At 33.5% G+C, this 22,658-nt stretch carries 18 protein-coding genes; 6 read left to right on the top strand and 12 right to left on the bottom strand.

Annotation, left to right across the window (positions count from 1 at the left end):
* On the top strand, nucleotides 1-813 hold an 813-nt coding region (locus tag ACHZDT_RS02750), incomplete at its 5' end, for an OmpA family protein (RefSeq protein ID WP_394773135.1).
* Between the two features lie 334 nt (nucleotides 814-1,147).
* On the opposite strand, the gene ACHZDT_RS02745 is transcribed toward ACHZDT_RS02750, so the two are convergent.
* The 7 genes from ACHZDT_RS02745 to pyrR all read right to left on the bottom strand — a co-directional run bounded on the left by ACHZDT_RS02745 (nucleotide 1,148) and on the right by pyrR (nucleotide 6,790).
* On the bottom strand, nucleotides 1,148-1,651 hold the full coding sequence (locus tag ACHZDT_RS02745; protein WP_394773134.1) for a CAP domain-containing protein: 504 nt from the start codon (nucleotides 1,649-1,651) through the stop codon (nucleotides 1,148-1,150).
* A 170-nt stretch (nucleotides 1,652-1,821) separates the two neighbouring features.
* A complete protein-coding gene (pdxH, locus tag ACHZDT_RS02740; protein WP_394773133.1) occupies nucleotides 1,822-2,466 on the bottom strand; it encodes a pyridoxamine 5'-phosphate oxidase in 645 nt (214 codons plus the stop codon).
* 100 nt (nucleotides 2,467-2,566) lie between these two features.
* Complete coding sequence (locus tag ACHZDT_RS02735; protein ID WP_394773132.1) at nucleotides 2,567-3,472, bottom strand: ribonuclease Z; 906 nt, start codon at nucleotides 3,470-3,472, stop codon at nucleotides 2,567-2,569.
* A 114-nt stretch (nucleotides 3,473-3,586) separates the two neighbouring features.
* Nucleotides 3,587-3,919, bottom strand: coding sequence for a ribonuclease Z (locus tag ACHZDT_RS02730; RefSeq protein ID WP_394773131.1), 333 nt, complete (start codon nucleotides 3,917-3,919; stop codon nucleotides 3,587-3,589).
* A gap of 546 nt (nucleotides 3,920-4,465) precedes the next feature.
* On the bottom strand, nucleotides 4,466-5,392 hold the full coding sequence (locus ACHZDT_RS02725) for an aspartate carbamoyltransferase catalytic subunit (RefSeq protein ID WP_394773130.1): 927 nt from the start codon (nucleotides 5,390-5,392) through the stop codon (nucleotides 4,466-4,468).
* 84 nt (nucleotides 5,393-5,476) lie between these two features.
* A complete protein-coding gene (locus ACHZDT_RS02720) occupies nucleotides 5,477-6,118 on the bottom strand; it encodes a DUF6891 domain-containing protein (protein WP_394773129.1) in 642 nt (213 codons plus the stop codon).
* 132 nt (nucleotides 6,119-6,250) lie between these two features.
* A complete protein-coding gene (gene pyrR / locus ACHZDT_RS02715) occupies nucleotides 6,251-6,790 on the bottom strand; it encodes a bifunctional pyr operon transcriptional regulator/uracil phosphoribosyltransferase PyrR (protein WP_078005278.1) in 540 nt (179 codons plus the stop codon).
* A 234-nt stretch (nucleotides 6,791-7,024) separates the two neighbouring features.
* Here pyrR and ACHZDT_RS02710 point away from each other — a divergent pair, with 234 nt between their 5' ends.
* The 4 genes from ACHZDT_RS02710 (at nucleotide 7,025) to ACHZDT_RS02695 (ending at nucleotide 9,491) form a co-directional block, all read left to right on the top strand.
* Nucleotides 7,025-7,558, top strand: coding sequence for a hypothetical protein (locus ACHZDT_RS02710; protein WP_394773128.1), 534 nt, complete (start codon nucleotides 7,025-7,027; stop codon nucleotides 7,556-7,558).
* A 135-nt stretch (nucleotides 7,559-7,693) separates the two neighbouring features.
* Nucleotides 7,694-8,182, top strand: coding sequence for a hypothetical protein (locus ACHZDT_RS02705; RefSeq protein ID WP_394773127.1), 489 nt, complete (start codon nucleotides 7,694-7,696; stop codon nucleotides 8,180-8,182).
* Entirely contained in the window at nucleotides 8,179-8,577 is a 399-nt protein-coding gene (locus ACHZDT_RS02700; RefSeq protein WP_394773126.1) for a VOC family protein, read from the top strand. Before ACHZDT_RS02705 ends, ACHZDT_RS02700 begins: the two co-directional genes overlap by 4 nt.
* Before the next feature lie 740 nt (nucleotides 8,578-9,317).
* Nucleotides 9,318-9,491, top strand: coding sequence for a hypothetical protein (locus ACHZDT_RS02695; RefSeq protein ID WP_394773125.1), 174 nt, complete (start codon nucleotides 9,318-9,320; stop codon nucleotides 9,489-9,491).
* A 58-nt stretch (nucleotides 9,492-9,549) separates the two neighbouring features.
* Here the strand turns inward: ACHZDT_RS02695 and ACHZDT_RS02690 are convergent, their stop codons facing one another.
* Together ACHZDT_RS02690 and ACHZDT_RS02685 are read right to left on the bottom strand one after the other, a co-directional pair.
* Nucleotides 9,550-11,169, bottom strand: coding sequence for an ABC-F family ATP-binding cassette domain-containing protein (locus ACHZDT_RS02690; RefSeq protein ID WP_394773124.1), 1,620 nt, complete (start codon nucleotides 11,167-11,169; stop codon nucleotides 9,550-9,552).
* Nucleotides 11,170-11,405: 236 nt separating this feature from the next.
* Nucleotides 11,406-12,179, bottom strand: coding sequence for a TlpA family protein disulfide reductase (locus ACHZDT_RS02685; RefSeq protein WP_394773123.1), 774 nt, complete (start codon nucleotides 12,177-12,179; stop codon nucleotides 11,406-11,408).
* An 804-nt stretch (nucleotides 12,180-12,983) separates the two neighbouring features.
* Between ACHZDT_RS02685 and ACHZDT_RS02680 the strand changes: the two genes are divergently transcribed.
* Nucleotides 12,984-13,214 (top strand): hypothetical protein, encoded by a 231-nt coding sequence (locus ACHZDT_RS02680; protein ID WP_394773122.1) that lies wholly within the window; start codon nucleotides 12,984-12,986, stop codon nucleotides 13,212-13,214.
* Between the two features lie 204 nt (nucleotides 13,215-13,418).
* Here the strand turns inward: ACHZDT_RS02680 and chiA are convergent, their stop codons facing one another.
* The 3 genes from chiA to nagB form a co-directional block, all read right to left on the bottom strand.
* Nucleotides 13,419-18,152 carry a T9SS-translocated chitinase ChiA gene (chiA, locus tag ACHZDT_RS02675; RefSeq protein WP_394773121.1) on the bottom strand — a complete coding sequence of 1,578 codons (4,734 nt, stop codon included), beginning with the start codon at nucleotides 18,150-18,152 and terminating at the stop codon, nucleotides 13,419-13,421.
* 489 nt (nucleotides 18,153-18,641) lie between these two features.
* Entirely contained in the window at nucleotides 18,642-20,708 is a 2,067-nt protein-coding gene (locus tag ACHZDT_RS02670) for a beta-N-acetylhexosaminidase (protein ID WP_394773120.1), read from the bottom strand.
* 152 nt (nucleotides 20,709-20,860) lie between these two features.
* Nucleotides 20,861-22,658: glucosamine-6-phosphate deaminase (gene nagB, locus ACHZDT_RS02665; protein ID WP_394773119.1), on the bottom strand; the 1,798-nt coding region annotated here is incomplete at its 5' end.

Here is a 22,658-nt window from a genome sequence, read left to right as displayed (position 1 = left end):
ATTAGCGACATTCAGAATTTGGGAGCCGATGTAAATTCGCCTAAAGATGATTTTGCTTATATTATTGATCCGGTTTCCCGACGAGGTTATTTTAGTTCTAATAAAGATGGCGGAAAAGGTTCTGATGATATTTATAAATTTCTGGAAACCCGAAGATTACAATGTATTCAGGAATTAAACGGAATAATTACTGATGCTGCAACAAATATGATTTTACCCGAAACAAAAATTACTTTATATGAAGGTCAAAACATAAAAAACACGACAATTTCTGATGGGAACGGCGCATATATTTTTCCCGTAGAATGCGGAAAAACATATAATGTAAGAGCCGAAAAACAAGATTATACCACTAAAGAAGTAAGTGTAACGATTAGCAAATTGACAGGGAAAACAAGTTTGCTAATTGCTTTAGAAAAATCAACCTGCAAAGTCACAATTGGCGATGATTTAGGAAAATGTTTCGGAATTAAAATGATTTATTTTGATTTGGATAAATCCAATATCAGAACCGAAGCTGCGATAGATTTAGAGAAAATTCTCGATGTATTGAATAATAATCCAACAATGAAATTAGACATTCGTTCGCATACAGATAGTCGGGCGACATTTAAATACAACGAATCTTTATCTGACAGAAGAGCAAAATCGACTATTTCATGGCTGGTTAAAAATGGTGTTGCCAAAAACCGATTAACGGGAAAAGGTTATGGTGAAACCCAACTTGTAAACGGCTGTTCTGACGATGTAAAATGTACCGAAGAAGAACATCAAATGAACAGAAGAAGCGAATTTATTATTACCGAACTATAAAGGATAAATTCCAAATTTTTTGAAATTCTAAATTCCAATAATAATGAAGTCAAAACAAAAACTGTAGAATTTTAACCGCAGAGTCCGCTAAGATTTAATTTTACTTTAGCATCAAAAACACAAAGTTCACAAAGCCAGATCAACACAAAGCTTTGCGAACTTTGTGTTTTTAAACCATACCTATAAAAATCTTAGCGTACTCTGCGGTTAAATTCTATTAGTCAATAAAAAAAAAATGCGTTATTGGAGTTTGATTTTTTTTTTGTAAGCAAAAAAGTCGTTGTAAATCTACGATTCACAACGACTCCTAAAACCAACCAGTCCAATAATATATCTAAATTTTTGCGAATATATTCGTATAGTATTTTTTTCCGGTCGCATCAGTAGTTACTGATAAACCAAAATGTGTATAATCACCTTCGATATTTGCTTTATGTCCGGGACTATCTAACCACGCTTTTAACGCAGCTTCAGATGTTTTGTAATTATAAGCTACATTTTCGCCTACTTTTTTAGCTCCTAAAACAGCAATAATATTATCTGAACGTGAAGTAAAATCATTATGATCAACAACATTGTTCGCGATCATATATTTATTATGCTCCTCACATTTAAACGAAATATGATTTATTTTTTCTAATGCATTTAAACCAATACTTACTCGATAATCGTTAATAAGTTTCATGGTTTCAATCTCTGAATCGTTATACGCGTAGTTCGTAATCAGAGTTCCTGTTGTAGTGCTATTGTTTGTTGCCTCGGCGCTGTCGTCTGCTGAGCATGAGTTCATTGTAACAAGCATCACAACGAACATCATGGCACACATAATCTTTTTCATAAATCAATAGCAGTTAAAATTAAAGTAGATGTTGGGGCAAATTCCTTAATATATTATTTCAATAAATTGTTCTTGTTTTTCTTCTCCAAACATATTCAATTTATCGGCAAACTACAAAATTAATCGATGAACTACATATTATATGTATTATTTAAAATAAAAATCTTACATTAAGAAGACAAGCGTTCTATCTTCCATGAAAAATCAGATTGGCTTTGATAGCGAATTCTGTCATGCAGCCTGTTAGGTCTTCCCTGCCAAAATTCTACTTCTAAAGGAGTTACTAAAAATCCTCCCCAATTATCCGGTCTCGGAATTGGTTTTCCTTCAAACTCAGCTTCTAGTTTTTTGAGGTTATCTTCTAAAAATGTTCTGGAAGGAATCACTTCGCTTTGATGAGAAACTATCGCACCTAATTTACTTCCGTCAGGACGGGAATCAAAATAACCATCAGATATATTTTCAGAAGTTCTTTGTGCAATTCCTTTTATAATCACCTGACGTTCCATTTCCTGCCAAAAAAACGACAAACAAACATGCGGATTTGCCGTAATTGCTTTTCCTTTTTCTGAATCATAATTGGTGTAGAAAATAAAACCTTCTTCAGAAAATTTCTTTAATAAAACAACTCTTGATTTCGGGAAACTGTCTAATCCAATTGTCGAAACCGTCATAGCGTTTACTTCTCCGCTTGCGCCGAAATCCTCGACTTCATGAAACCATCTGTTAAAAAGATTAATGGGATCTTCAGGAATATTAGATTCTAATAATTCACTTTTCTCGTAAGATTTTCTATAATTGCTTAAATCATTCATGATTGCTGATTTTAGATTGTTGATTTTAGATTTTAGATTGAATGATAACTTATAATAGTTACAAATCAACTCATAACCCATAACTCATAATTCATAACTTTTACCATTCAAAACTAACTCCATCATCTCCGGATAAAACATTTGGAAAAATGGTTTCGGCTTCTTCTTTAAAACGCTCAATTCCGTCATAACGTGTAGAATAATGACCTAAAACAAGGTGTTTGGCATTTGCTTTAAGTGCGATTGTTGCAGCTTCTTTTGCTGTTGAATGCAATGTTTTTTGTGCCAAAGCAGCTTCGGATTCTAAAAAAGTAGCTTCATGATACAAAACATCAACATCTTTTATAATCGGAATTATAGCTTCGTGATATACGGTATCAGAACAAAATGCATAACTCAATGCAGGAATTGGATCAAAAGATAATTTCTCATTTTCGATTACAGTTCCGTCATCAAGCGTAATATCGCCGCCATTTTTTATCTTTTGATAATATGCGGTATGAATATCATATTGCTGAACTGCTTCAACATTCAGTTTTCTTTCGCCGGGTTTTTCCTGAAACAAAAATCCATTTGTATAAACGCGATGTTTTAACGGAATCGTTGTGACAATTACGCGATTATCTTCAAAAATAATTTCGCTTTCTTTCGACTCTAATTCATGGAAAAACAATTCATAAGTTGTCCAGGAATTCGATAATTTCAGTTGTAACGTAATGATTTCCTTCACTCCTTTTGGACCGTAAATATGTAAATCAGTTGTGCGACCTAAAAGTGCAAATGTAGAAATGGTTCCAATTAACCCAAAAAAGTGATCTCCGTGCAAATGCGAAATAAAAATGTGATTAATTTTTGAGAATTTAATCTTGTTTTTACGCAATTGAACCTGAGTTCCTTCGCCACAATCAATCAAAAACAATCTGTTTTTAATTTCTAAAACCTGCGAAGTCGGATTAGTAAGAGTTCTGGGAGTTGCGGCATAACAGCCAAGTATGGTAAGCTTCAATTTTATGTTTATTTGTTTAATTGTTTTATTTGTTAAATCGTAAAATTGGTAATTTGTTAATCGTAAATTGATTAAAATGCAAAACAATTAACCGGGTAAACAATTAAACCAATTTTAAAAGCCGAGGTCTCTTTCTATTTCGTCCATTTCGATAATATCGTGTGCTTCTAAAAGAGAAGGAACGACAATTAATTTATCAGAAATAGCATTAAAATCAAGATCTGCCACTACAATTACAAATGACTTTTTTGATTTTTTTTGTTGTTTCGAAAGTGGTAAAAAAAGTTTCAAATCTTTCTCAGTCAATCCTGAATCAGCTGATAAATCGATTATAATATTTTGTTTTTCAAAGGTTTTAAACTGTTGCGTTACTTTCTCCAGAAAAGCATTAAAATCTCCCTGTGTATCTTTAATTGTAACGGTATGTCCTTTTTGATCTACTTTCATCTTCTTATATATGGGCGCTTATTTCAAAAGCTAAGGTACAATTTTTTTAGTTTTATTTTTTGTTTCAGGTTGAAATGAGAATTTACCGCAAGGTCGCTAAGATTTTTTATACATATTACGTTGAAAAAACACAAAGTTCGCAAAGTTAGATCAATACAAAGCTTTGCAGAGTGAATGAAAAAAATTTACCGCAAAGCACTCAAAGTTTTTTTTCTTGCGTTGCGGTTAGTAAATACAAAGCTAGATCAATTCAAAGCTTTGTGGTAAAAAATAGTTTCATGTTGAATTGAGAATTTACCGCAAAGGCCGCAAAGATTTTTAACTTATATTATGTTGAAAAAACACAAAGTTCACAAAGCTGGTTAAACAAAGCTTTGTGATAAAAATTAATTTCAGGTTTTTAGCTTTGTCAGGCTGAGCGGAGTCGAAGCCCCGTTCTAATTGGTGCGCCCTTCGACTTCGCTCAGGGGGACAAATGAAAACTACTACAGATCGGCAAACTGTAAATTGAAACTGAAAACTGCGACTGAAAACTAAAAATTAAACCTACTGAATCTTAGACGCTAATAAATAAATCACCGCCATTCTGATCGCTACACCATTCTCTACCTGATTCAAAATCACTGAATGATCAGAATCTGCAACTTCAGAAGTTATCTCCACTCCTCTATTAATTGGTCCCGGGTGCATGATTACGATTTCTTTTCCAAGAGAATCTAATAGGGGTTTATCGACTCCGTATTGTTGTGCATATTCACGTGTTGAAGGAAAAAAGTTGACATCCATACGTTCGTTTTGAACCCGAAGCATATTCGCAACATCGCACCATTCTAAGGCTTTTCGCAAATTTGGTTCAACCGTAACTCCAAGCGATTCAATATATCTTGGAATCAATGTTTTTGGTCCGCAAACTTTTACTTCTGCACCTTGCATTTTCAAAGCATATATATTTGATAAGGCAACTCTTGAATGCAGAACATCACCCACAATTACTACTTTTTTTCCGGCTACGTCACCTAATTTTTCTCTGATGGAATAACTGTCTAATAAAGCCTGAGTAGGATGCTCGTGTGCTCCGTCGCCGGCATTTACGATACTTGCTTTGACATTTTTAGATAAAAAATAAGCCGCTCCGGGATTGGAGTGGCGCATTACAACCATGTCAACTTTCATGGAAAGGATATTATTTACTGTATCAATCAGGGTTTCTCCTTTTTTAACCGAAGACTGAGCTGCCGAAAAACTAATAACATCGGCGGATAATCGTTTTTGTGCTAACTCGAACGAAAGTTTTGTTCTGGTACTGTTTTCAAAGAAAATGTTAGCAATCGTAATATCTCGTAATGAAGGAACTTTTTTAATAGGTCGGTTAATGACTTCTTTAAAATGATCGGCAGTTTCAAAAATCAGGTTAATATCATTCTCGTTGATGTATTTTATTCCTAATAAATGATTTACGCTTAATTCTTTCATTTTTATTTCTTTAATATTTATTTGACAAATTCCTGAATTCCTGAAACATTCAGTCTTTCAATACTACTTTAAAAAGCCGTTATTTTATTGAACCATTCTGTCTACAACTTCACTGTAATCCTGGAGATCTCTTGCATCTTCATCAAAAATCTTTTGCCATCTGAAACCCGGAATTTCAATTTTTGTTTTTGCAGAACCATTCCAGATTATTTTAAAATCGTTATTTATTAAAACTTCGGCAACTACTTTCCCTATTTCTATTGTTGTTGCATCATCCGTATTATCTACTTTCTGAAAAGCGATAAACAAACTTGGATTTTCGACTGCGATTGCTCTTGCCAAATCCTGTCCATGATAAAAACAATAACCATCAGATTCTACTTCGTTTTCCTGCAATTCTCTTTCAACCTCAACTACTTCATATTCACCTTCGGTTGTGGTATAACCTGCGTTATGAAGCGCGACAATATTTTCATCACCTAATTCATCAAACGCTTTTATTAGCCTTTCAGTATCTGTTGGACTTTTCCATTGTTTACTTTCTACAAGTAACTTTTGGTATTCTTCTTTTATTTTATCAAAAGCCCACTCTTCTGAAATTTCATCTTCAAATTCGTTGTCTTCAATTTCTTCTAAGATGTTTTCCTGAATCTCATCAAGGGAAAGAAATCCCATTCTGATCTGATTAAAAATTGATTCATAAATAAACGTTTCGTTCTCTGTCATTTTATTGTTTATTCGTTTTAATGTTTAACCGTTGATTTGTTTGTTTATTGTTAAATGTTTAATCGTCTCATTTTTGCGTTTAAACAATTTAACGATTTATCCGATTAAACAATTAATCGATTTACGATTAAACTAATTCGTTATCAGGTAAACTGCGTCTTCACCTTCGTTTTCTTTCCAGCTTACTTTTACTTTTTCGTCATTAATTGCATCTACCTGACGACCGCGATAATCGGGCTGAATGGGTAAATTACGGCTAAAACGTCTGTCGATTAAAACCAATAATTCAATTTCTGATGGTCGCCCAAAAGATTGAATCGCTGTTAATGCAGAACGAATGCTTCGTCCGGTAAACAAAACGTCATCAATAAAAATGACTTTCTTGTTTTCGACTATAAAATTTATTTGTGTTTTGTTGGCTTCTAATGGTTTATCAGTTCGGCGAAAGTCATCTCTAAAAAAAGTGATGTCCAGATATCCCAATGAAATTTCAGGAACCTGATATTCGTTTTCTAATATTTGTTTTAAACGTTCAGCTAAAAAAACGCCTCTCGGCTGAATTCCGACTAAAATAGTATCTGAGAAATCTAAGTGTTTTTCGATTAACTGACAAGCCAAACGATGGAGTATGATAGTAACTTCTTTTGAATTAAGTAATACTTTTTGGCTCATAATTAAGTGTGATGTTTGGTTGGGCAAATATACGAAATCAGAATTTATTTGTTGCGGTGTTGGGTGGGGAAATATTTTTTTTTGATTTGGTGGCTGGTTTTTATTATTAATCATATCATCACTAAACTCTCTGTTCCAATATTAATTTTGAAAACAAAATCTTACATTATTAATAGTTTTAATTAAAAGCTATATTTTAGCAAAAATATAATTTAATATATTTTTAAGCACATAATGCAAAAAAAGAAATCTATTCGTAATTCTGCTCACACAGAAAATACAATTCCATTAAAAAAAAAGCTTAACATACTAAAAATAGTAATATTAGGTATATTAGTAAGTCTTGGTGTATTTTTTATAGTGAAGGACTCTGGAAATCTATATCTGAAAGGAAATTGGAATGCAACAAAAATAATAATAAATGGTAAAGATTTACTTTCACCAAATTCAATATATAAATATTTTGATATTGGAAATCAATTTATAAACATATCAGGACATTCGCTGCAAATTTCCATTAATGAACAAACGATAATTGCAAATTTCAAAATTAACCATGAAAATAAAAACATGAAAATTATTACATTTTCATCATCGGAAAATTCTCTCAATGGAAATTTCAATATGAAAATTGATACCTTACATTTAGGACCTCAAGAATATATTGTTAATATAAAATTACAACACAATAAAACCTTTATACATTTTGAAAAAAAAGTAATTGTTCCGCCCTGGAGACCCCCATTTCCTAAGAGAGGTGGTGTATAAATAATTTTCACACAAACGATCATTAATTGATTTACTGCTTAAAATAAAAAAAAAGACCGCCCAGACAGCGACACCGATAGCGCGGAAATTCTTTCCGTGCCTGCAATCTATATCAACTTTATCTTTAAACTTTAAATGATCAACATAATTCAACAATTAAAAAATCTAAAAATCACAGGAGGAATTATTTGGCTTTTAGAACTCATTCATGGAAAAGATTATTTAGCTCCAAAACTAAATCATTTAAGAACTTTACAAATTGGAACTGTTGGACGTGAAGTTGCAGATATGCTCGACAATAAACAATATAGATTAATTCCGAAATTTGAAAACCATGATCTAAAACACATCATTTTAGAATATGAAATGACAATGAAAGATGAAATCAAAATGCAAGCTTATTTAATTGGAAATGGTAACTTTACTTTTCCTTGTTTAATATTCTTTTCATTAGGTATATTTTATCCAACAATATGGAAAGATTTACTAAAAGAATACCAAGAAGGCAAAGCATCAAAATCAATTCATTTTCTAACTTTAGATAATTGTATGGAATTGCAATTGATAGATATAAAAAATGAGTATGGACGAAAAAATAGTCCATTTAAAAATGTAAAATCATGAGAGCAAAAATCATAGGAATCCCAGTTCAAGACCAAGAAAAAGCATTGCAATTTTATACGGAAAAATTAGATTTTATAATGAAACACGATATTCCTTTAGGTGAAAATAACCGATGGTTAACTGTAGTTTCTAAAGATGAACCAGACGGAGTTGAAGTTTTATTAGAACCTTCACCCAATCATTTTGAACCATCAAAAACATATCAAAGCGCCCTTTTTGAAGCCGGAATTCCATATACACAATTTAATGTTGACAATCTTCAGGATGAATTTAGCCGATTGATTAATCTTGGCGTAGAATTTAGCATGCAACCAACTGAAATGGGAAATGTAAAAATTGCGATTTTAGATGATACATGCGGGAATAAGATTCAGTTGATTGAAATGTTATCGTAATTTATATTCATCATGATAGTCCCATCGGGACGTTATATTTATAGCAGATTTATAGTTTATTTCAGGTAAACCCCAGCGGGGGTGCCATGTATTGAATTCAAAATAATATATCGCTCCGATGGAGCTTTAACTCCCGAACGAACACATTGATTATCAATAAAAATTACGCTCCGTTGGAGCTTGATTATCAAATAGATCATCATATTATAGTCCCAGCGGGACGTTATATTTATAGCAGATTATAGATTATTTCATATGAACCCCAGCGGGGTGGCATGTATTGAATTCAAAATATTATATCGCTCCGCTGGAGCTTTAACCATTGAACATATTAATTAAGCTATAAATATTATGCTCCGCTGGAGCTCTCATGTATTTGGAAGGGGATTATTTTGCAGCATATAGCCGTATTTTCTTTTCTTGTCTTCTTCTTATGATAATATTTGAAATAAAATTAACTCCAATCATTCATAATGACTACTTTTTATAGTATCAAATGATAGTATCAAAATAAAATCTACATACGAAATAACCACAGAATATTAAAGCTAATTGTTTCTGTGTCTGAAAAATTCTCATGAGCATGTTCTCTAAAAAACGATAATTCTATCTAAATAATCTCCAAATCATAGAACTTTCCCGTAAAATTATATAACACATTTTTTTGTTGTTTGAAGTAATTTTATTGTACGATAATTAGAATATTAAATTCTTTTTAAAACAATTAAAACAGCAAAATCATGCAAAAGAACATTACACGTTTGTTAATGGTATTCGTAATACTATTTTCATTTACAAGTTGCGAAGTTATTGGAGACATTTTTAAAGCCGGAATGGGATTCGGGATCTTTATTGTGATTTTTATTGTTGCAATAATCATCTTTGTATTCGCTAAGCTTTTCGGAAAAAAGTAAACATAAAAAAATCCCGTTCGATTACCGAACGGGATTTCTTTTTATATAAAATTATGTTTTATTTAGTATACATTTTTGTTCTTAATTCCTGAACTTTTTCGTCGTCTAAATATTCATCAAATGTCATGTAACGATCGATTGCTCCGTTTGGTGTAAGTTCCACTACTCTATTACCAACAGTTTGTGCAAACTCGTGATCATGTGTTGTGAAAATTATAGAACCTTTGAAGTTTTTTAAAGAGTTGTTAAATGCCGTTATAGATTCCAGATCTAAGTGATTTGTTGGTTCGTCAAGCATTAAAATATTTGCTCTTTCCATCATCATTCTCGAAAGCATACAACGTACTTTTTCTCCTCCTGATAATACACGGCTTGTTTTTAAAGCTTCTTCTCCTGAGAAAATCATTTTCCCTAAGAATCCTCTAATAAATACCTCATCGCGCTCTTCTTCGGTTTTTGCGTATTGACGTAACCAGTCTACTAATGTCAAATCATTTTCGAAAAATGAATGGTTTTCTGCCGGTAAATATGCCTGATTGGTAGTAACTCCCCAATCGAAAGTTCCTGCATCTGCCTTTTGCTGATTGTTTAAGATTTCGTAGAATGCTGTTGTAGCACGTGAATCTTTTGAGAAAAGAACGATTTTGTCGCCTTTTGCCATATTCAAATGAACACCTTTAAATAAAAGGTCGCCTTCTACAGAAGCTTCTAAATTTTCAACATTCAAAATTTGATCTCCTGCTTCACGATCCTGATCAAAAATGATCGCCGGATAACGACGGCTTGAAGGCTTAATATCTGAAATATTCAATTTAGAAATCATTTTTTTACGGGATGTTGCTTGTTTTGATTTTGCAACGTTGGCGCTAAAACGACGAATAAATTCTTCTAATTCCTGTTTCTTTTCTTCTGCTTTTTTGTTTTGCTGTGCACGTTGTTTTGCCGCTAATTGGCTGGATTCGTACCAGAAAGTATAGTTTCCTGAATAGTGATTTATTTTTCCAAAATCAATATCCGAAATATGTGTACAAACTGAATCTAAAAAGTGACGGTCGTGAGATACAACGATTACTGTATTTTCGTAGTTTGCAAGGAAGTTTTCTAGCCATGCGATTGTTTCAAAATCCAAATCATTAGTAGGCTCATCCATAATAAGCAAATCAGGATTTCCGAAAAGGGCTTGCGCCAAAAGCACACGAACTTTAATTTTTCCCTCAAGATCACCCATTAATGTATAATGATGCTCTTCGTTGATTCCTAGATTAGACAACATCGAAGCAGCATCAGAATCTGCATTCCAACCGTTCATTTCTTCAAACTGAACTTGTAGTTCTCCAATTCTGTCTGCGTTTTTGTCGTTATAGTCTAAATAAAGTTCATCCATTTCTTTTTTAACAGCATAAAGAACTTTATTTCCCATCAAAACAGTTTCCAAAACCGTATGCTCATCGAACAAATTGTGATTTTGGGTTAAAACCGACATACGTTTTCCCGGTTCTAAATGTATGTGTCCGGAAGTTGGGTCAATATCGCCTGAAATGATTTTTAGAAAAGTAGATTTTCCAGCACCATTGGCTCCAATAACTCCATAAATATTTCCGTGTGTGAATGTGGTATTTACTTCGTCAAACAAAATTCGTTTGCCAAATTGAACTGATAAATTATTGACTGTTAACATGAATGTCTTTTTAATTAATTTTGTGCAAAAGTACGGAAAAAGGTTCAGAGTTGCAAAGGAACTTCGGGGTGAAATTTTCACCTTATATGTGATGTAAGTTCATTTAACTATGCTAATTAACTTTACAAAATGCTAAAAGAAAAAATTTTGCAACTTCGCACTTTACGAGATTAATTAGAAAGTTTTGCTATTTAAACTAAACTTATAATATCTTATATCACTTATATGGTTTAAAACTACAATTTACTTTCTTTCGTAAGCGCTACTTCTAAACTTTCAAAATTAGGCAGAACCTTTGAAATCAAACCTTCTTTGTTTAGAATAAAATGTGTGGGAAAAGCATTTAAATCGAGTGTTTCATTCATATAAATTTTCATATCCGGAATTACAGAATATGACAATGGTTTTCTGGCTAAAAATGTTTTTAATTGTTCGGGGGAATCTTCGGCCAGACTTATAAATAGTATGTCTTTTCGGTCTTTGTATTCGTCTGCTAGTTTATTTACCTGGGGAAATTCCCTTATGCATGGCGTGCAATGAATGTACCAGCATTTTATAACAATTATTTTTCCTTTCATGGATTCGTTTGTCACGAGATTTCCGTTTAAATCCTTGAAGGAGAATTTAGGAAAAGGGGTTCCTTCCATTTTGTAATTCTTAAGTGCGTCAAAAGCGATTTGGTTGATCGTGGCTTTTATACTAGTATCCGAATTGGACTGAATTTTAAATAACATATAATAATAAATCCAATCTTCTGATTTTAACTGAATTGGTATGAAGTTGCCGTTTGCTAATTGGTCTAAAAAAGATTCTTTTGAAATTTCTTTTGAATTTGAATCCAATGCTATAAAATCTCTGGAAAGCATGATGTTTTTGCTTTGGTATATTGACCAATTGCTGAAGTTATTCTGGATTTGGATTGGGTCAACTTCAGGGATTTCAAATTTATTTTGGGCTGTACTTATTGTAAAAATGAAAAGAAGTGTAATTAGACTAATGAATTTCTGCATGGAATTTTGAATACTATTATTGTGATCAAAAGTACTTAAAATTATTGCGCAAAAAAATGGCACACGGATGACACGGATTCGTTATCGCGAAAACGCGGATTTACACTGATTTTTATTCTCATTTTTTTTTACTCGCCATTTTTGTCATCCTGAGGAACGAAGGATCTTCGTGAGTAGCTCGCCAAAGATTGGCAACATTCTGTACGGAGTATCTTGCGGAGATCCTTCCTTCGTCAGGATGACAATATTGGGGTTACTTGTGTTTTTATCCAATGTTAATATTAGTAAAGTGCTTATGAGGCCTAATGTCATAGCCCCGATAGAAGTGGAAATCCTTTTATGTTTTTTCTTTAAAAACATAAAAGATTGGAGCGGATAGCGGGATTAGCTCCTAAAAAAATTGCTCATAATTATTTTAAATGAAATCTGAGCAATTCTTTAAGTTCAATATCCAAAGCATTTGCAATTGGTATAAGAGTTTTTATGCCTATATTATTTTCGCTCTTTCAATTCTGCCAATCTGATTCTACAATCTATCATTACGTCTAGCATTTGTTTTACCAACAAAATATATACGCAATATTTATCCGTAGGAGACGCAAAGCAGTGCGCCTAATCCAAGGATTGCATCTTTGCAGATTTCTAATTGGAACGTGAGACGCACTGCTGTGCGTCTCTACAATGCACCTTTACGTTAAAATATTTTTGTTTTTTTAACCTAATATCAAGATATACATCGCTTTGACACAAATTTGTGTCCTATCAAAAATAAATGTTCTTTAAATTTGCTAAAAAAAAAAGACAATGACTAAAGATAACCTTTCAAATGAAGTTGAAACCAGATTAAACATTTTTTTTACCGATGATATTGATTCTAAAGAAATGGCAAAAATGATACGGGAAGTAAATAATGCACTTTCGTTAAGCGTTATGAGAGGATGTGAAACTATAGAATCTGAAATAAAGAATATTGAAGATAATTTTTACTGGCTTAATAAACTGGCAGAAATTTTAGATCCTTATTTGGAAGTTTAAATAATTAAAAATTGTTTCAAACAAAAAAAAACCTGACAATAAAATTGTCAGGTTCATAATGCTCTCCTTTAGGTGAAAACCAAATAACAAATCACCTAAACTTGATGCATTTATTCGAAATAAAAACTAGATTAAAAAATAAATAACCAAACTCAATTTTAACCGTTCCAATTTTTTTATTTCTAGATTTTCATTCGTTGAACTTTAGTTTAAAAAGTTCATTACTTTGAATGATTTTTTGTTTCCTGCTTTGTCGGTTACTACAACTATAAACAATTGTTTTGTTGTGAAACTTTGGTTTTGAAGCAAGATTTCTTTGTTATTCTGAATGTTTTTATGACTTAGAACTGATTGTCCGATTGTGTTGAATACATCAACCTGTGCAATATCTTCGGTGTCATTTGTAACTGATAATAAATCGTTTTTGAAATAAGCGATCGTTTTACCATTTGCTTCGATTTTATCTAATGATAGCATTTTTGCTGTCGATTGCGAAGCAAAATAAGCGGCATATGCTTTAGATAATTCAGATGAATTACCACAAGAAGATGCATCCCAGTTTACAGACCAGGTCATTAAACCTCTTAAAGAAGGATATGGTCCGCCTGGCTGCATAGTGTATGTTCTTCCTGAAAATGTGGTTCCGGTTCTTAAATAATTCATAGCACTAATTCCTTCTGTAGGCGTTAAATAACCGCTGCCTGCTGCACTTGGACAAGCTGGTAATGCAATAAGAACTTTTGAGGCCGGTAAACCATCAAAATGCATTCCTGTTGTAGCAATGTTATATCCTTTTATCACCATATCGGTTAGGGCTGTTACCATGTTTGCTTTTTTAGCTGAACCATAATATTGACCATCTAATCCGTTTTCTCCTCCTGTATTGTACAATTGTACCGCTAACAAATCTAATTCATTACGTAAGTTTTGAATGATTGGTAAGAATGAACCAAAAGTATCTGTATAGGTAGAATATCCTCCTTGTACGTATTGTGTTTCCGGAGCTGCTGTTAATAAAAATCCAGGGCCATAGTAGGCTTTTAATTCTTTGCAGGCATCTACTATGTTTTTTAATCTTGGATAAGCAGAAATACCCGCATAAGAAATATCTCTTAAACCTCCTGCATTAAAATTCATTGATCCGCCTTCAAAATCCAAATCAACTCCGTCAAATTGATACTCATCAATAATTGCTTTCAGACCATTAACAAAAATATTTTTTTGAGTTACATTGTCTAAAACAACATGTCCGTTCTGACCTCCAATAGAAATAATAACAGGAACGCCGCTATCTCTTAGGGATTTTATATCATTTTTCAACAATTGCTTATTGAAAACACCATTAGTCAAATATCTCGTATCATTTGTAGTTAAAATTGGTGTATAACCATCACGATTAACTGTTTCTACGAAAGAATAATCAACTACGTTAAATTTACTTCCCACCATTTGAGAAAAATATAAAAATGGAGCAGCAGTATTTTCCCAAGAATGTGCATATCCTAAAATAATTTTAGATGGAAGTGCAATAAATCTATTTGTGCTCAATGGAGCAATTTTAATTGTATTGTTTAATGTAGTTACAGCAGGTTTATTATCTGTTGCTTTGATTACAACTGGATAATCCTGATAAGCAGATGGTGTAAAATTATACGTATAGGTATTATTTGCACCTGCTGTCATATTAAATGTACCTCCATTTATTGTAATCGTAACACCTGAAACTGATCCGTCACTATCAATAGCTGTAACCGAAATTGGTACAACCTGGAAAGAACTTTGGTTTACAGTGGTATTCGATGGTGAATTCCAAGTAATTACAGGCAATGAATTTGGGCAGTTTGCACCTGAACAATTTAATGTAAAACTATATGTTTTTGAATCTGTTGTTCCGTTTGATGCAGTAGCCGTAACGGTTAACGTATGACTAAGCGAAAACTGATTTGCTGCTGGTGTCCAGATCGATGTATAAGTTCCTGAAGAATTGGTAGCACTCAAGGTTTGTCCATCTAAACTAAATACAACCGATGAGATTGTAGTAGCATCAGCAGCACTTAATCCAACACTTGCAACAAAATTAATTGCTGATCCTAAATTTATGGCAATCGCCGAAGCTGTTGGCGCTGTAATGGTAACTACTGGTTTAGTCGCAACCACCGCTTGTCTATTAAAATTATAAACCGTTGGAGTTGTTGGAACTGCAAAGTTGGCTAAGTTATTTGGATAATAAGTCACGTCACCATTTTCCCATGCATTTAATTTTAAACTTAAAACCTGTGTATATCCTGCAACAACTGTATTATCAAAACTATAATTTCCTGATGCATCTGTTGTTGCAATAACACTTTTCCAGTTGTGTGTATTATCTGTCCAAGGTAAAACCAATTCTACTTTTGCTCCTGCAACAGCAGTTGTTCCGTTTTTTACAGAACCGCTAATAAAGTTTGTACTCGCCAAAGCTGCTTTTGCGGTAGAACTTGTATTAAAATTATAAACTGTTGGGTTTGCAGGAACTGCAAAGTTCGCCAGATTAGAAGGTAAATAAACCACTTCTCCGTTTTCCCAACTATTTAATTTTAAACTTGTAACTGTTGTATATCCTGCTACAACTGCATTATCAAAACTGTATTTTCCTTGTGCATCTGTTGTTGCAATAACACTTTTCCAATTGTGTGTGTTATCTGTCCACGGTAAAACTATTTCTACTTTTGCACCAGCAACCGGATTTGTTCCGTTTTTAACTGTTCCGCTAATTTTGTTTGTACCAATTACAACAACATCCTGAGAGAAGTTTAATGTTTTATTGGCATTTAAATTAGTATAAACTGTTGAAGCCGGAGTATACGTTTGTCCAGCTAATGCAGCTGTTACTGTATAATTTCCTGCAGATGCCAAACTAAGCGAATAAACGCCGCTTGCATTTGTAACTGCTGTGAAATTTCCTGCTGTTGAAGTTGCTGTAACTGTTACGCCAGAAACCGGAGTTGTATTGTTTAAAATAGTTCCGCTTACTGTATAATTAACAACTGGCAAACCTTGTGCAAAATTCAACGTTTTGTTTGAATCAATTGCATTGTAAACTGTTGAAGCCGGTGTATATGAGAATCCTGTTTTTGCAGCCGTTACTGTAAAATTAATTCCGGCTGTTAAACCTGCTACGCTGTAAACTCCGCTTGCATTTGAAACGGCAGTTAAAACTGTTGCTCCTGAAGTTGCTGTAACTGTTACACCAGAAACCGCAGTTGCTCCGTTAAGAACTGTTCCGCTAACGGTGTAAGTTGGCTGACTTCCGTTTATAACAATTGCTGTTTGGTTTACTGTAACATTTGTTAAGGTTACGGCAGTAAAAGTATACGTCGCTTTTGAAGCTGTAAGGATATAATTTTGTCCCGATGTTAAATTGCTGAAGGTAAAATTACCACCTGTAGAAACTACGGTTTGTAATACTACATTACTTGCATTGCGCAATTCAACGGTTACATCTGGAACTAAAGCCGCTCCGTTTTTTACAGATCCTGAAATACTTACTGTTCCGGGAACTATGCTTCCAAATGATGTATCAACCTGAGTTAATAATGAATTTGGGATTGAACCTCTGGTATCCTGAGATAATTCCCAAACCATACCTCCGGCAAGATTTTTCGATTTAATATATTGTACTTTTAGATCCATTGATTGCTTATCTTCATAAGAAATAAACTGTTTTAAAGTAGCATTATATAAGTAAGGAACTTTTGTTGTGTTGTCAAAATAACGTACCCATCCTGCAGCTGCTGCAGTTGGTGTAACTAACATGGTATTTGGATCTAAATAAGCATGTGAATTTGTTACGGGATTCCCCACTAAATCGCAAATTTCGATACTTCCTGATTTTTCGCAGGCTGCCGGACCATCCCATGTTCCTGTTGGATTTTGCGGATTTGTGCATCCTGAAACAATATCTCTTGGTGCTGAAACGAATAATCCATTTGTTGAATTTGTCGCTACATGATCGAATTTTTTTCCGTAGAAAGGCAATCCCATTATTAGTTTATTCGCAGGAAAACCAACAACATTTAAATATTGATTTGTTAATTCGTCTAATGATTCAGATTGTGCTGCGCCGTAAAGCGGATCATTTGTATTTCCGCTTGCGTATAAAGGTGCGTTGTAGCATGTTTTATCATACCAGTTTCCGCCAAAATCATATCCAAAATACGTGATATAATCACAATAAGTCGAAATGTCTTCTGTCATTCCGTATTGTGTTCTGTTGTTTGGTCCTAAATATTGTGATCCAACTTTACGAACATTGTTTCCGGCAGCAATAGAGATTAATTTATTTGGCATTGCCTGACGCATTGCTTTCAATAAATACACTAAATTTTTGTTGTCGTCCGGACTGTACTTTTGTGGAGGAATTGGTGCTCCGTTTATTACTTCGGTACCATCTGTTCCACCGGAAAGAGGATATTCCCAGTCAATGTCAAATCCATCGATAAACGGATAAGTTACAATAAATTTTGCCATATCTGCGGCCAAAGCGGCTCTTGCAACAGGACTTGCTGCAATTGGAGAAAGATCCTGACCTTTTGTCCATCCTCCTACAGAAATAAGAATTTTTAAGTGCGGATACTTTTGCTTGAGTTTCATCAAGTCATAAAAGTTTCCTTTTACCGGAGCATCCCAAGGAATTCCGCCTTCCATATGTTCAAAATCCGCATAGGAATCTAAACATAATAATTTCGTATTCTCCGGATGAGCAGGATCAAAAGTTGTCCCATAAAAAGAATAATTCAAATGCGTAATTTTACTTCCATCAATTTTGGGGATATTAAAATCCCGGGCATAAATAGACCATTGCGCATAATACCCTACTACTTTTTTACCGTGAGCCGGTTGAGCTAACGCAAGTAAGGGAAACAGTAACAAAAAAAGCAATCTGTAATAATGTTTCATAATTAAATTAATATTGGTTAATAGAAAATAAATATTCCAATTACGATACTTTACATACCAACAAAGCATGTAAATACAACAACTGGGATTCAATTTATTGCAAATAGAAAACATTGCAACTCATTGGAAATTAATTCATATAACTTCTAAAAATAAATACTACTATTACCGATCATCCATAATCATTAGTAAATAGTATTGATTGATATTTATTTAATTGTTTAAAAAATTAGGTTAACTACAACTGATAAATTTGGGATTCATCAATTTTACTACTTGGTTTGTCATGTTTTGTTTTTACTCTTCTTATTTGGTTTTTAAATGTTAATAATTCTTTTTGATGGTTATTTTTTATGTTTTTTGATTAATTGTTCTGAATGTATTGCGCGTTACCATATTATCTCTGCCAGAGAGGAATCTGGCAGAGATAAAAAAAACTACTAATAATGATGGTAACAAAACTTACTAAATACTAACTCAAACCAAACTTTATATTAACTTCTTAAGACTTGTATATACTGATAGCTCAACATCAGCATGGTCTTTTGAATTACATTGTTCGATTAAATTTTTTAAATCATCTGTTTTTAATGTGGATTTTTTGTCTAAAACAAGCAACAATTCCTGTGATGCGTCATTTAGTTTTTTAGACAATGGTAATATCGATTGAACTAAAGGAGCATTGGCACTCAGTTCGATTAATCCTTTATTTACTGCAATCCATTTATTGAAAAATGTTGTTACTTTTACTTTATTTTCGGGCGTTTTACTGGCTAAATATTGTGTTACGGCATCATCAAAAGCTAAAGATTCTTTAGCATCCGGCGTACAGGCATCTGCAAAAAGTGTAAAGGGTGAATACATTTGATATTCTGTTCCGCCTTTATTACGTGTGTATCCTTTTAATGGTTCGCAAACATTTGCAAATTCGTTTAGGGATTTTATATTTTGATTGTTTGCGATATTTCTTAAAATAACGGCTCTGTTGCGAATGTGTGTTAATCCCAGTTCTTCTAATCTAAAAGAAACTACTTCAAGACGTTTGCGCATACTTGCTACATCTGTAATATCTTCAGCTGACCAAAGTCTTTCTGCAATTGCTGCTGTCCTTGGCCAAAGTCTTGAATCTATTGTTGTTGGCGTTGCAAGTTCTGTCCACATTGTAGCTTCTCCACCAAGAATTCTTGCTTTTTCTTCTGCCGTTAAATCAACTCCTTTTGGCATCGGATCATTTAAATAATGACTTGCAATTGGGTACATTAAATCGATATAATAGCCATTTGATAATACTGTCTTGTATCCTTTTTTTACGGCATCTGTTAATGATTGTCCTGCAGCAACTCCTTCATTTGGACCTCTCCATGAATGAATAATGGCTTCTTTTGACATGTTTTTTGTCAAAATTTCTTCCCATCCCATGAGTTGTTTTCCGTGTTTTTTCAACATTGGAACTAATTGCATGGTAAAATAAGTTTGCAATTCATGATTGGATGCTAATTTGTTTTTCTTTTTAAATTCCTGAATTTTCGGGTTTGCATCCCAGTCTTTACCTTCGTTTTCATCTCCCCCGATATGAAAATAAGCGCCTGGGAATAACGGACAAACCTCATCAAAAATCTCACTTAATAATTGGTATGTTTTAGGATTTGAAGGATCTAATGTTGGCGAAAAAATACCTGCATTTCTTTCAATTCCATAGGTCGCAATTGCTGTTCCCTGAATATTTTTTTCAGATGTTCCTCCTGTCAATGTAATCACTTTGCTTCCTATTTCCGGATAAGCGGTAAGTATTGCAGATCCATGACCCGGAACGTCTATTTCAGGAACAATCAAAATACCGCGTTCATCAGCATATTTTACGATATTTCTAATTTCCTCTTGTGTGTAATATTGTCCATCCGAAGCTAACTCAATTAGTTTTGGATGTTTTTTCATTTCGATTCTCCAACCCTGATCGTCTACTAAATGCCAGTGAAAAACGTTCATTTTCATGGCTGCCAATGCATCGATATTTCTTTTAATAACATCAACCGGTTGAAAATGTCTTGCGGCATCTATCATTAAACCTCTCCATGTAAATCTTGGAAAATCTGAAACTTTTGAATTTGGAAAATAAAATGAATTATTTGTGTTTTGCAACATTTGCAATAACGTTTCCAAGCCGTGAAGTGCACCTAAATCGCTGGTTGCATTTATTGTAATTTGATTTTGTTTGATCTCTAAATGATAACTTTCATCTTCATATAAACCAATTTTTCCGCCTTTATCACAATTGATCTGAAGTGTCGCATTTGGAACTTCATTTAATTTTGCAATAAAACCCTGTTCGAAAAAAATACCGGTTCTACCATCTAAGCGACGCAAAAAACGAGTTACTCCTCCAAAAATTCTTGGATTAGGATTTCCGGTAATGTTTACTTTAAATGTTTTATCTAAAGCAAAATTTCCGTCGTTTAAAACAACACTTTGAGGCCAGGGCATAAGATTTAATTGCTCTTTTTGAATTTGAGCACTAGATGTTACACCTGCTAATAGTAGGACTAATAAATATTTCATTTTTAATTTTTTTGAAAGATGTTATCCTGAGATAACGGTATTAAATAATAAGAAACAAAACTCAGAGTGACTTCCTGAACCCTCACTATCATTATGAAATCAATCTGAATTTTGTAATGTGATTCGCTCTCACCCGAATCTAAATTTTAATTTTAGTAATCAAAACGTTTAAAAGCTTCGATTGCTTCGTATTCTGCCAATCCTAAATCATCGTATAGAATTGCTGTGTTTTTGTTACGGTCTTCGGCTCTAACCCAGAATTCTCTTGAATCATTTCCCTGAAACATTACTCGGTCTTTTTGGGACTGGTGGTATAAAATCGCATGACGTTTTAACAATACTTCTGATGGAGAAAGCGGAACTGCCATATCAATTTCGTGGATATCCCATTCATGCCAGGCTCCTCTATACAACCATAACCAGCAATCGTCCATGTATTTTTCTGGTTTCAATTGCTTCATTGCTGCAAATATTGCGTTCAGGCAAACCTCGTGCGTTCCGTGTGGATCTGCAAGATCTCCGGCAGCAAATACCTGATGTGGTTTTATTTTAGCAATAATATCTTTTACAATGGCAATATCTTCAGCACCTAACGGATTCTTTTTTACTTGTCCTGTTTCGTAAAACGGAAGATCTAAAAAGTGTGTATTCTCATCTTTTAAACCAATGTATCTTGTCGCTGCATAAGATTCCCTTCTACGAATAAGTCCTTTTAATTTTCGAACTTCCAGAGAATCTATTTGATTTTCTGACTTATTATTCAAAAATTCAATGATCGATTTAAAGTTTATTGAACTTGCTGCATCACCAACAAAATCTTTGGCAACCTCAGCAAATTTCAATGCTTCATCATCTGTAACGGCTATATTTCCGGAGGTTTGATATACTACGTGTACATCGTGACCTTGTTTTATCAATTTTGAAAAAGTTCCTCCCATAGAAATCACATCATCATCCGGATGTGGACTAAAAAGAATTACTCGTTTTTTTGCAGGATTGGCTCTTTCCGGACGATGTGAATCATCGGTATTGGGTTTTCCTCCCGGCCATCCTGTGATGGTATGCTGCAATACGTTGAACATATTGATGTTCAAATCATAAGCAGAACCTTCCTGCGCCAAAAGATCAGACATTCCGTTGTTGTTGTAATCCCTGTCGGTTAATTTTAATATAGATTGTTTTGTTTTTTGGCACAACCAAACAATCGCTTTGCTTTTTAATTCCTGATTCCAAATGCATTCTCCAACGAGCCAAGGCGTTTTGAAACGCGTTAATTCTGATGCTGCAGATTGATCCAATACGAAAGTTGCATTGGCGTGATTTTGTAAAAATGTCGCCGGAACTTCTGAACTTATATCGCCCTGAATGGTTCTTTTGACGATATCGGCTTTGTTTTGTCCCCAAGCCATCAGTACAATTCTTTTAGATCTTAAAATGGTAGAAACTCCCATGGTAATCGCTCTTTTAGGAACGTTGTCAATACCATTAAAATCTGATGAAGCATCGACTCTTGTAATATGATCCAGTGTAATAATTCGGGTTCCGGAATTGATGTGCGATCCTGGTTCGTTGAAACCTACGTGACCTGTACGACCTATTCCTAATAATTGAAAATCAAGTCCTCCGGCATTTTTAATATTCATTTCATAGTCAATACAATATTGATTTAATTCATCAATATGTATCGTTCCGTCAGGAACATTAATATTTTCAGGGTTGATATCAATGTGATTAAAAAGATGCTGATGCATGAAATAATGATAGCTCTGGTTGTTCTCTTTGGTCATTGGATAATATTCATCCAGATTGAAAGTGATTACGTTGCTAAAACTCAATCCTTCTTCTTTGTGCATTCTCACTAATTCCTCATAGACTTTTATAGGAGAAGAACCTGTTGCTAAACCTAATACGCAAGATTTATTTTTTTCTTGTTTAGATCTAATTAATTGC

Source organism: Flavobacterium sp., from assembly GCF_043722275.1.
GTDB lineage: Bacteria > Bacteroidota > Bacteroidia > Flavobacteriales > Flavobacteriaceae > Flavobacterium.
This window is presented reverse-complemented; position numbering and strand designations above follow the sequence as displayed.

What these genes read in the sequence shown, in the direction of transcription:
- ACHZDT_RS02745 (WP_394773134.1), bottom strand. Translation starts at nt 1,651, where the DNA reads ATGAAAAAGATTATGTGTGCCATGATGTTCGTTGTGATGCTTGTTACA.
- pdxH (WP_394773133.1), bottom strand. Translation starts at nt 2,466, where the DNA reads ATGAATGATTTAAGCAATTATAGAAAATCTTACGAGAAAAGTGAATTA.
- ACHZDT_RS02730 (WP_394773131.1), bottom strand. Translation starts at nt 3,919, where the DNA reads ATGAAAGTAGATCAAAAAGGACATACCGTTACAATTAAAGATACACAG.
- ACHZDT_RS02725 (WP_394773130.1), bottom strand. Translation starts at nt 5,392, where the DNA reads ATGAAAGAATTAAGCGTAAATCATTTATTAGGAATAAAATACATCAAC.
- ACHZDT_RS02720 (WP_394773129.1), bottom strand. Translation starts at nt 6,118, where the DNA reads ATGACAGAGAACGAAACGTTTATTTATGAATCAATTTTTAATCAGATC.
- pyrR (WP_078005278.1), bottom strand. Translation starts at nt 6,790, where the DNA reads ATGAGCCAAAAAGTATTACTTAATTCAAAAGAAGTTACTATCATACTC.
- ACHZDT_RS02710 (WP_394773128.1), top strand. Translation starts at nt 7,025, where the DNA reads ATGCAAAAAAAGAAATCTATTCGTAATTCTGCTCACACAGAAAATACA.
- ACHZDT_RS02705 (WP_394773127.1), top strand. Translation starts at nt 7,694, where the DNA reads ATGATCAACATAATTCAACAATTAAAAAATCTAAAAATCACAGGAGGA.
- ACHZDT_RS02700 (WP_394773126.1), top strand. Translation starts at nt 8,179, where the DNA reads ATGAGAGCAAAAATCATAGGAATCCCAGTTCAAGACCAAGAAAAAGCA.
- ACHZDT_RS02695 (WP_394773125.1), top strand. Translation starts at nt 9,318, where the DNA reads ATGCAAAAGAACATTACACGTTTGTTAATGGTATTCGTAATACTATTT.
- ACHZDT_RS02690 (WP_394773124.1), bottom strand. Translation starts at nt 11,169, where the DNA reads ATGTTAACAGTCAATAATTTATCAGTTCAATTTGGCAAACGAATTTTG.
- ACHZDT_RS02685 (WP_394773123.1), bottom strand. Translation starts at nt 12,179, where the DNA reads ATGCAGAAATTCATTAGTCTAATTACACTTCTTTTCATTTTTACAATA.
- ACHZDT_RS02680 (WP_394773122.1), top strand. Translation starts at nt 12,984, where the DNA reads ATGACTAAAGATAACCTTTCAAATGAAGTTGAAACCAGATTAAACATT.
- chiA (WP_394773121.1), bottom strand. Translation starts at nt 18,152, where the DNA reads ATGAAACATTATTACAGATTGCTTTTTTTGTTACTGTTTCCCTTACTT.
- ACHZDT_RS02670 (WP_394773120.1), bottom strand. Translation starts at nt 20,708, where the DNA reads ATGAAATATTTATTAGTCCTACTATTAGCAGGTGTAACATCTAGTGCT.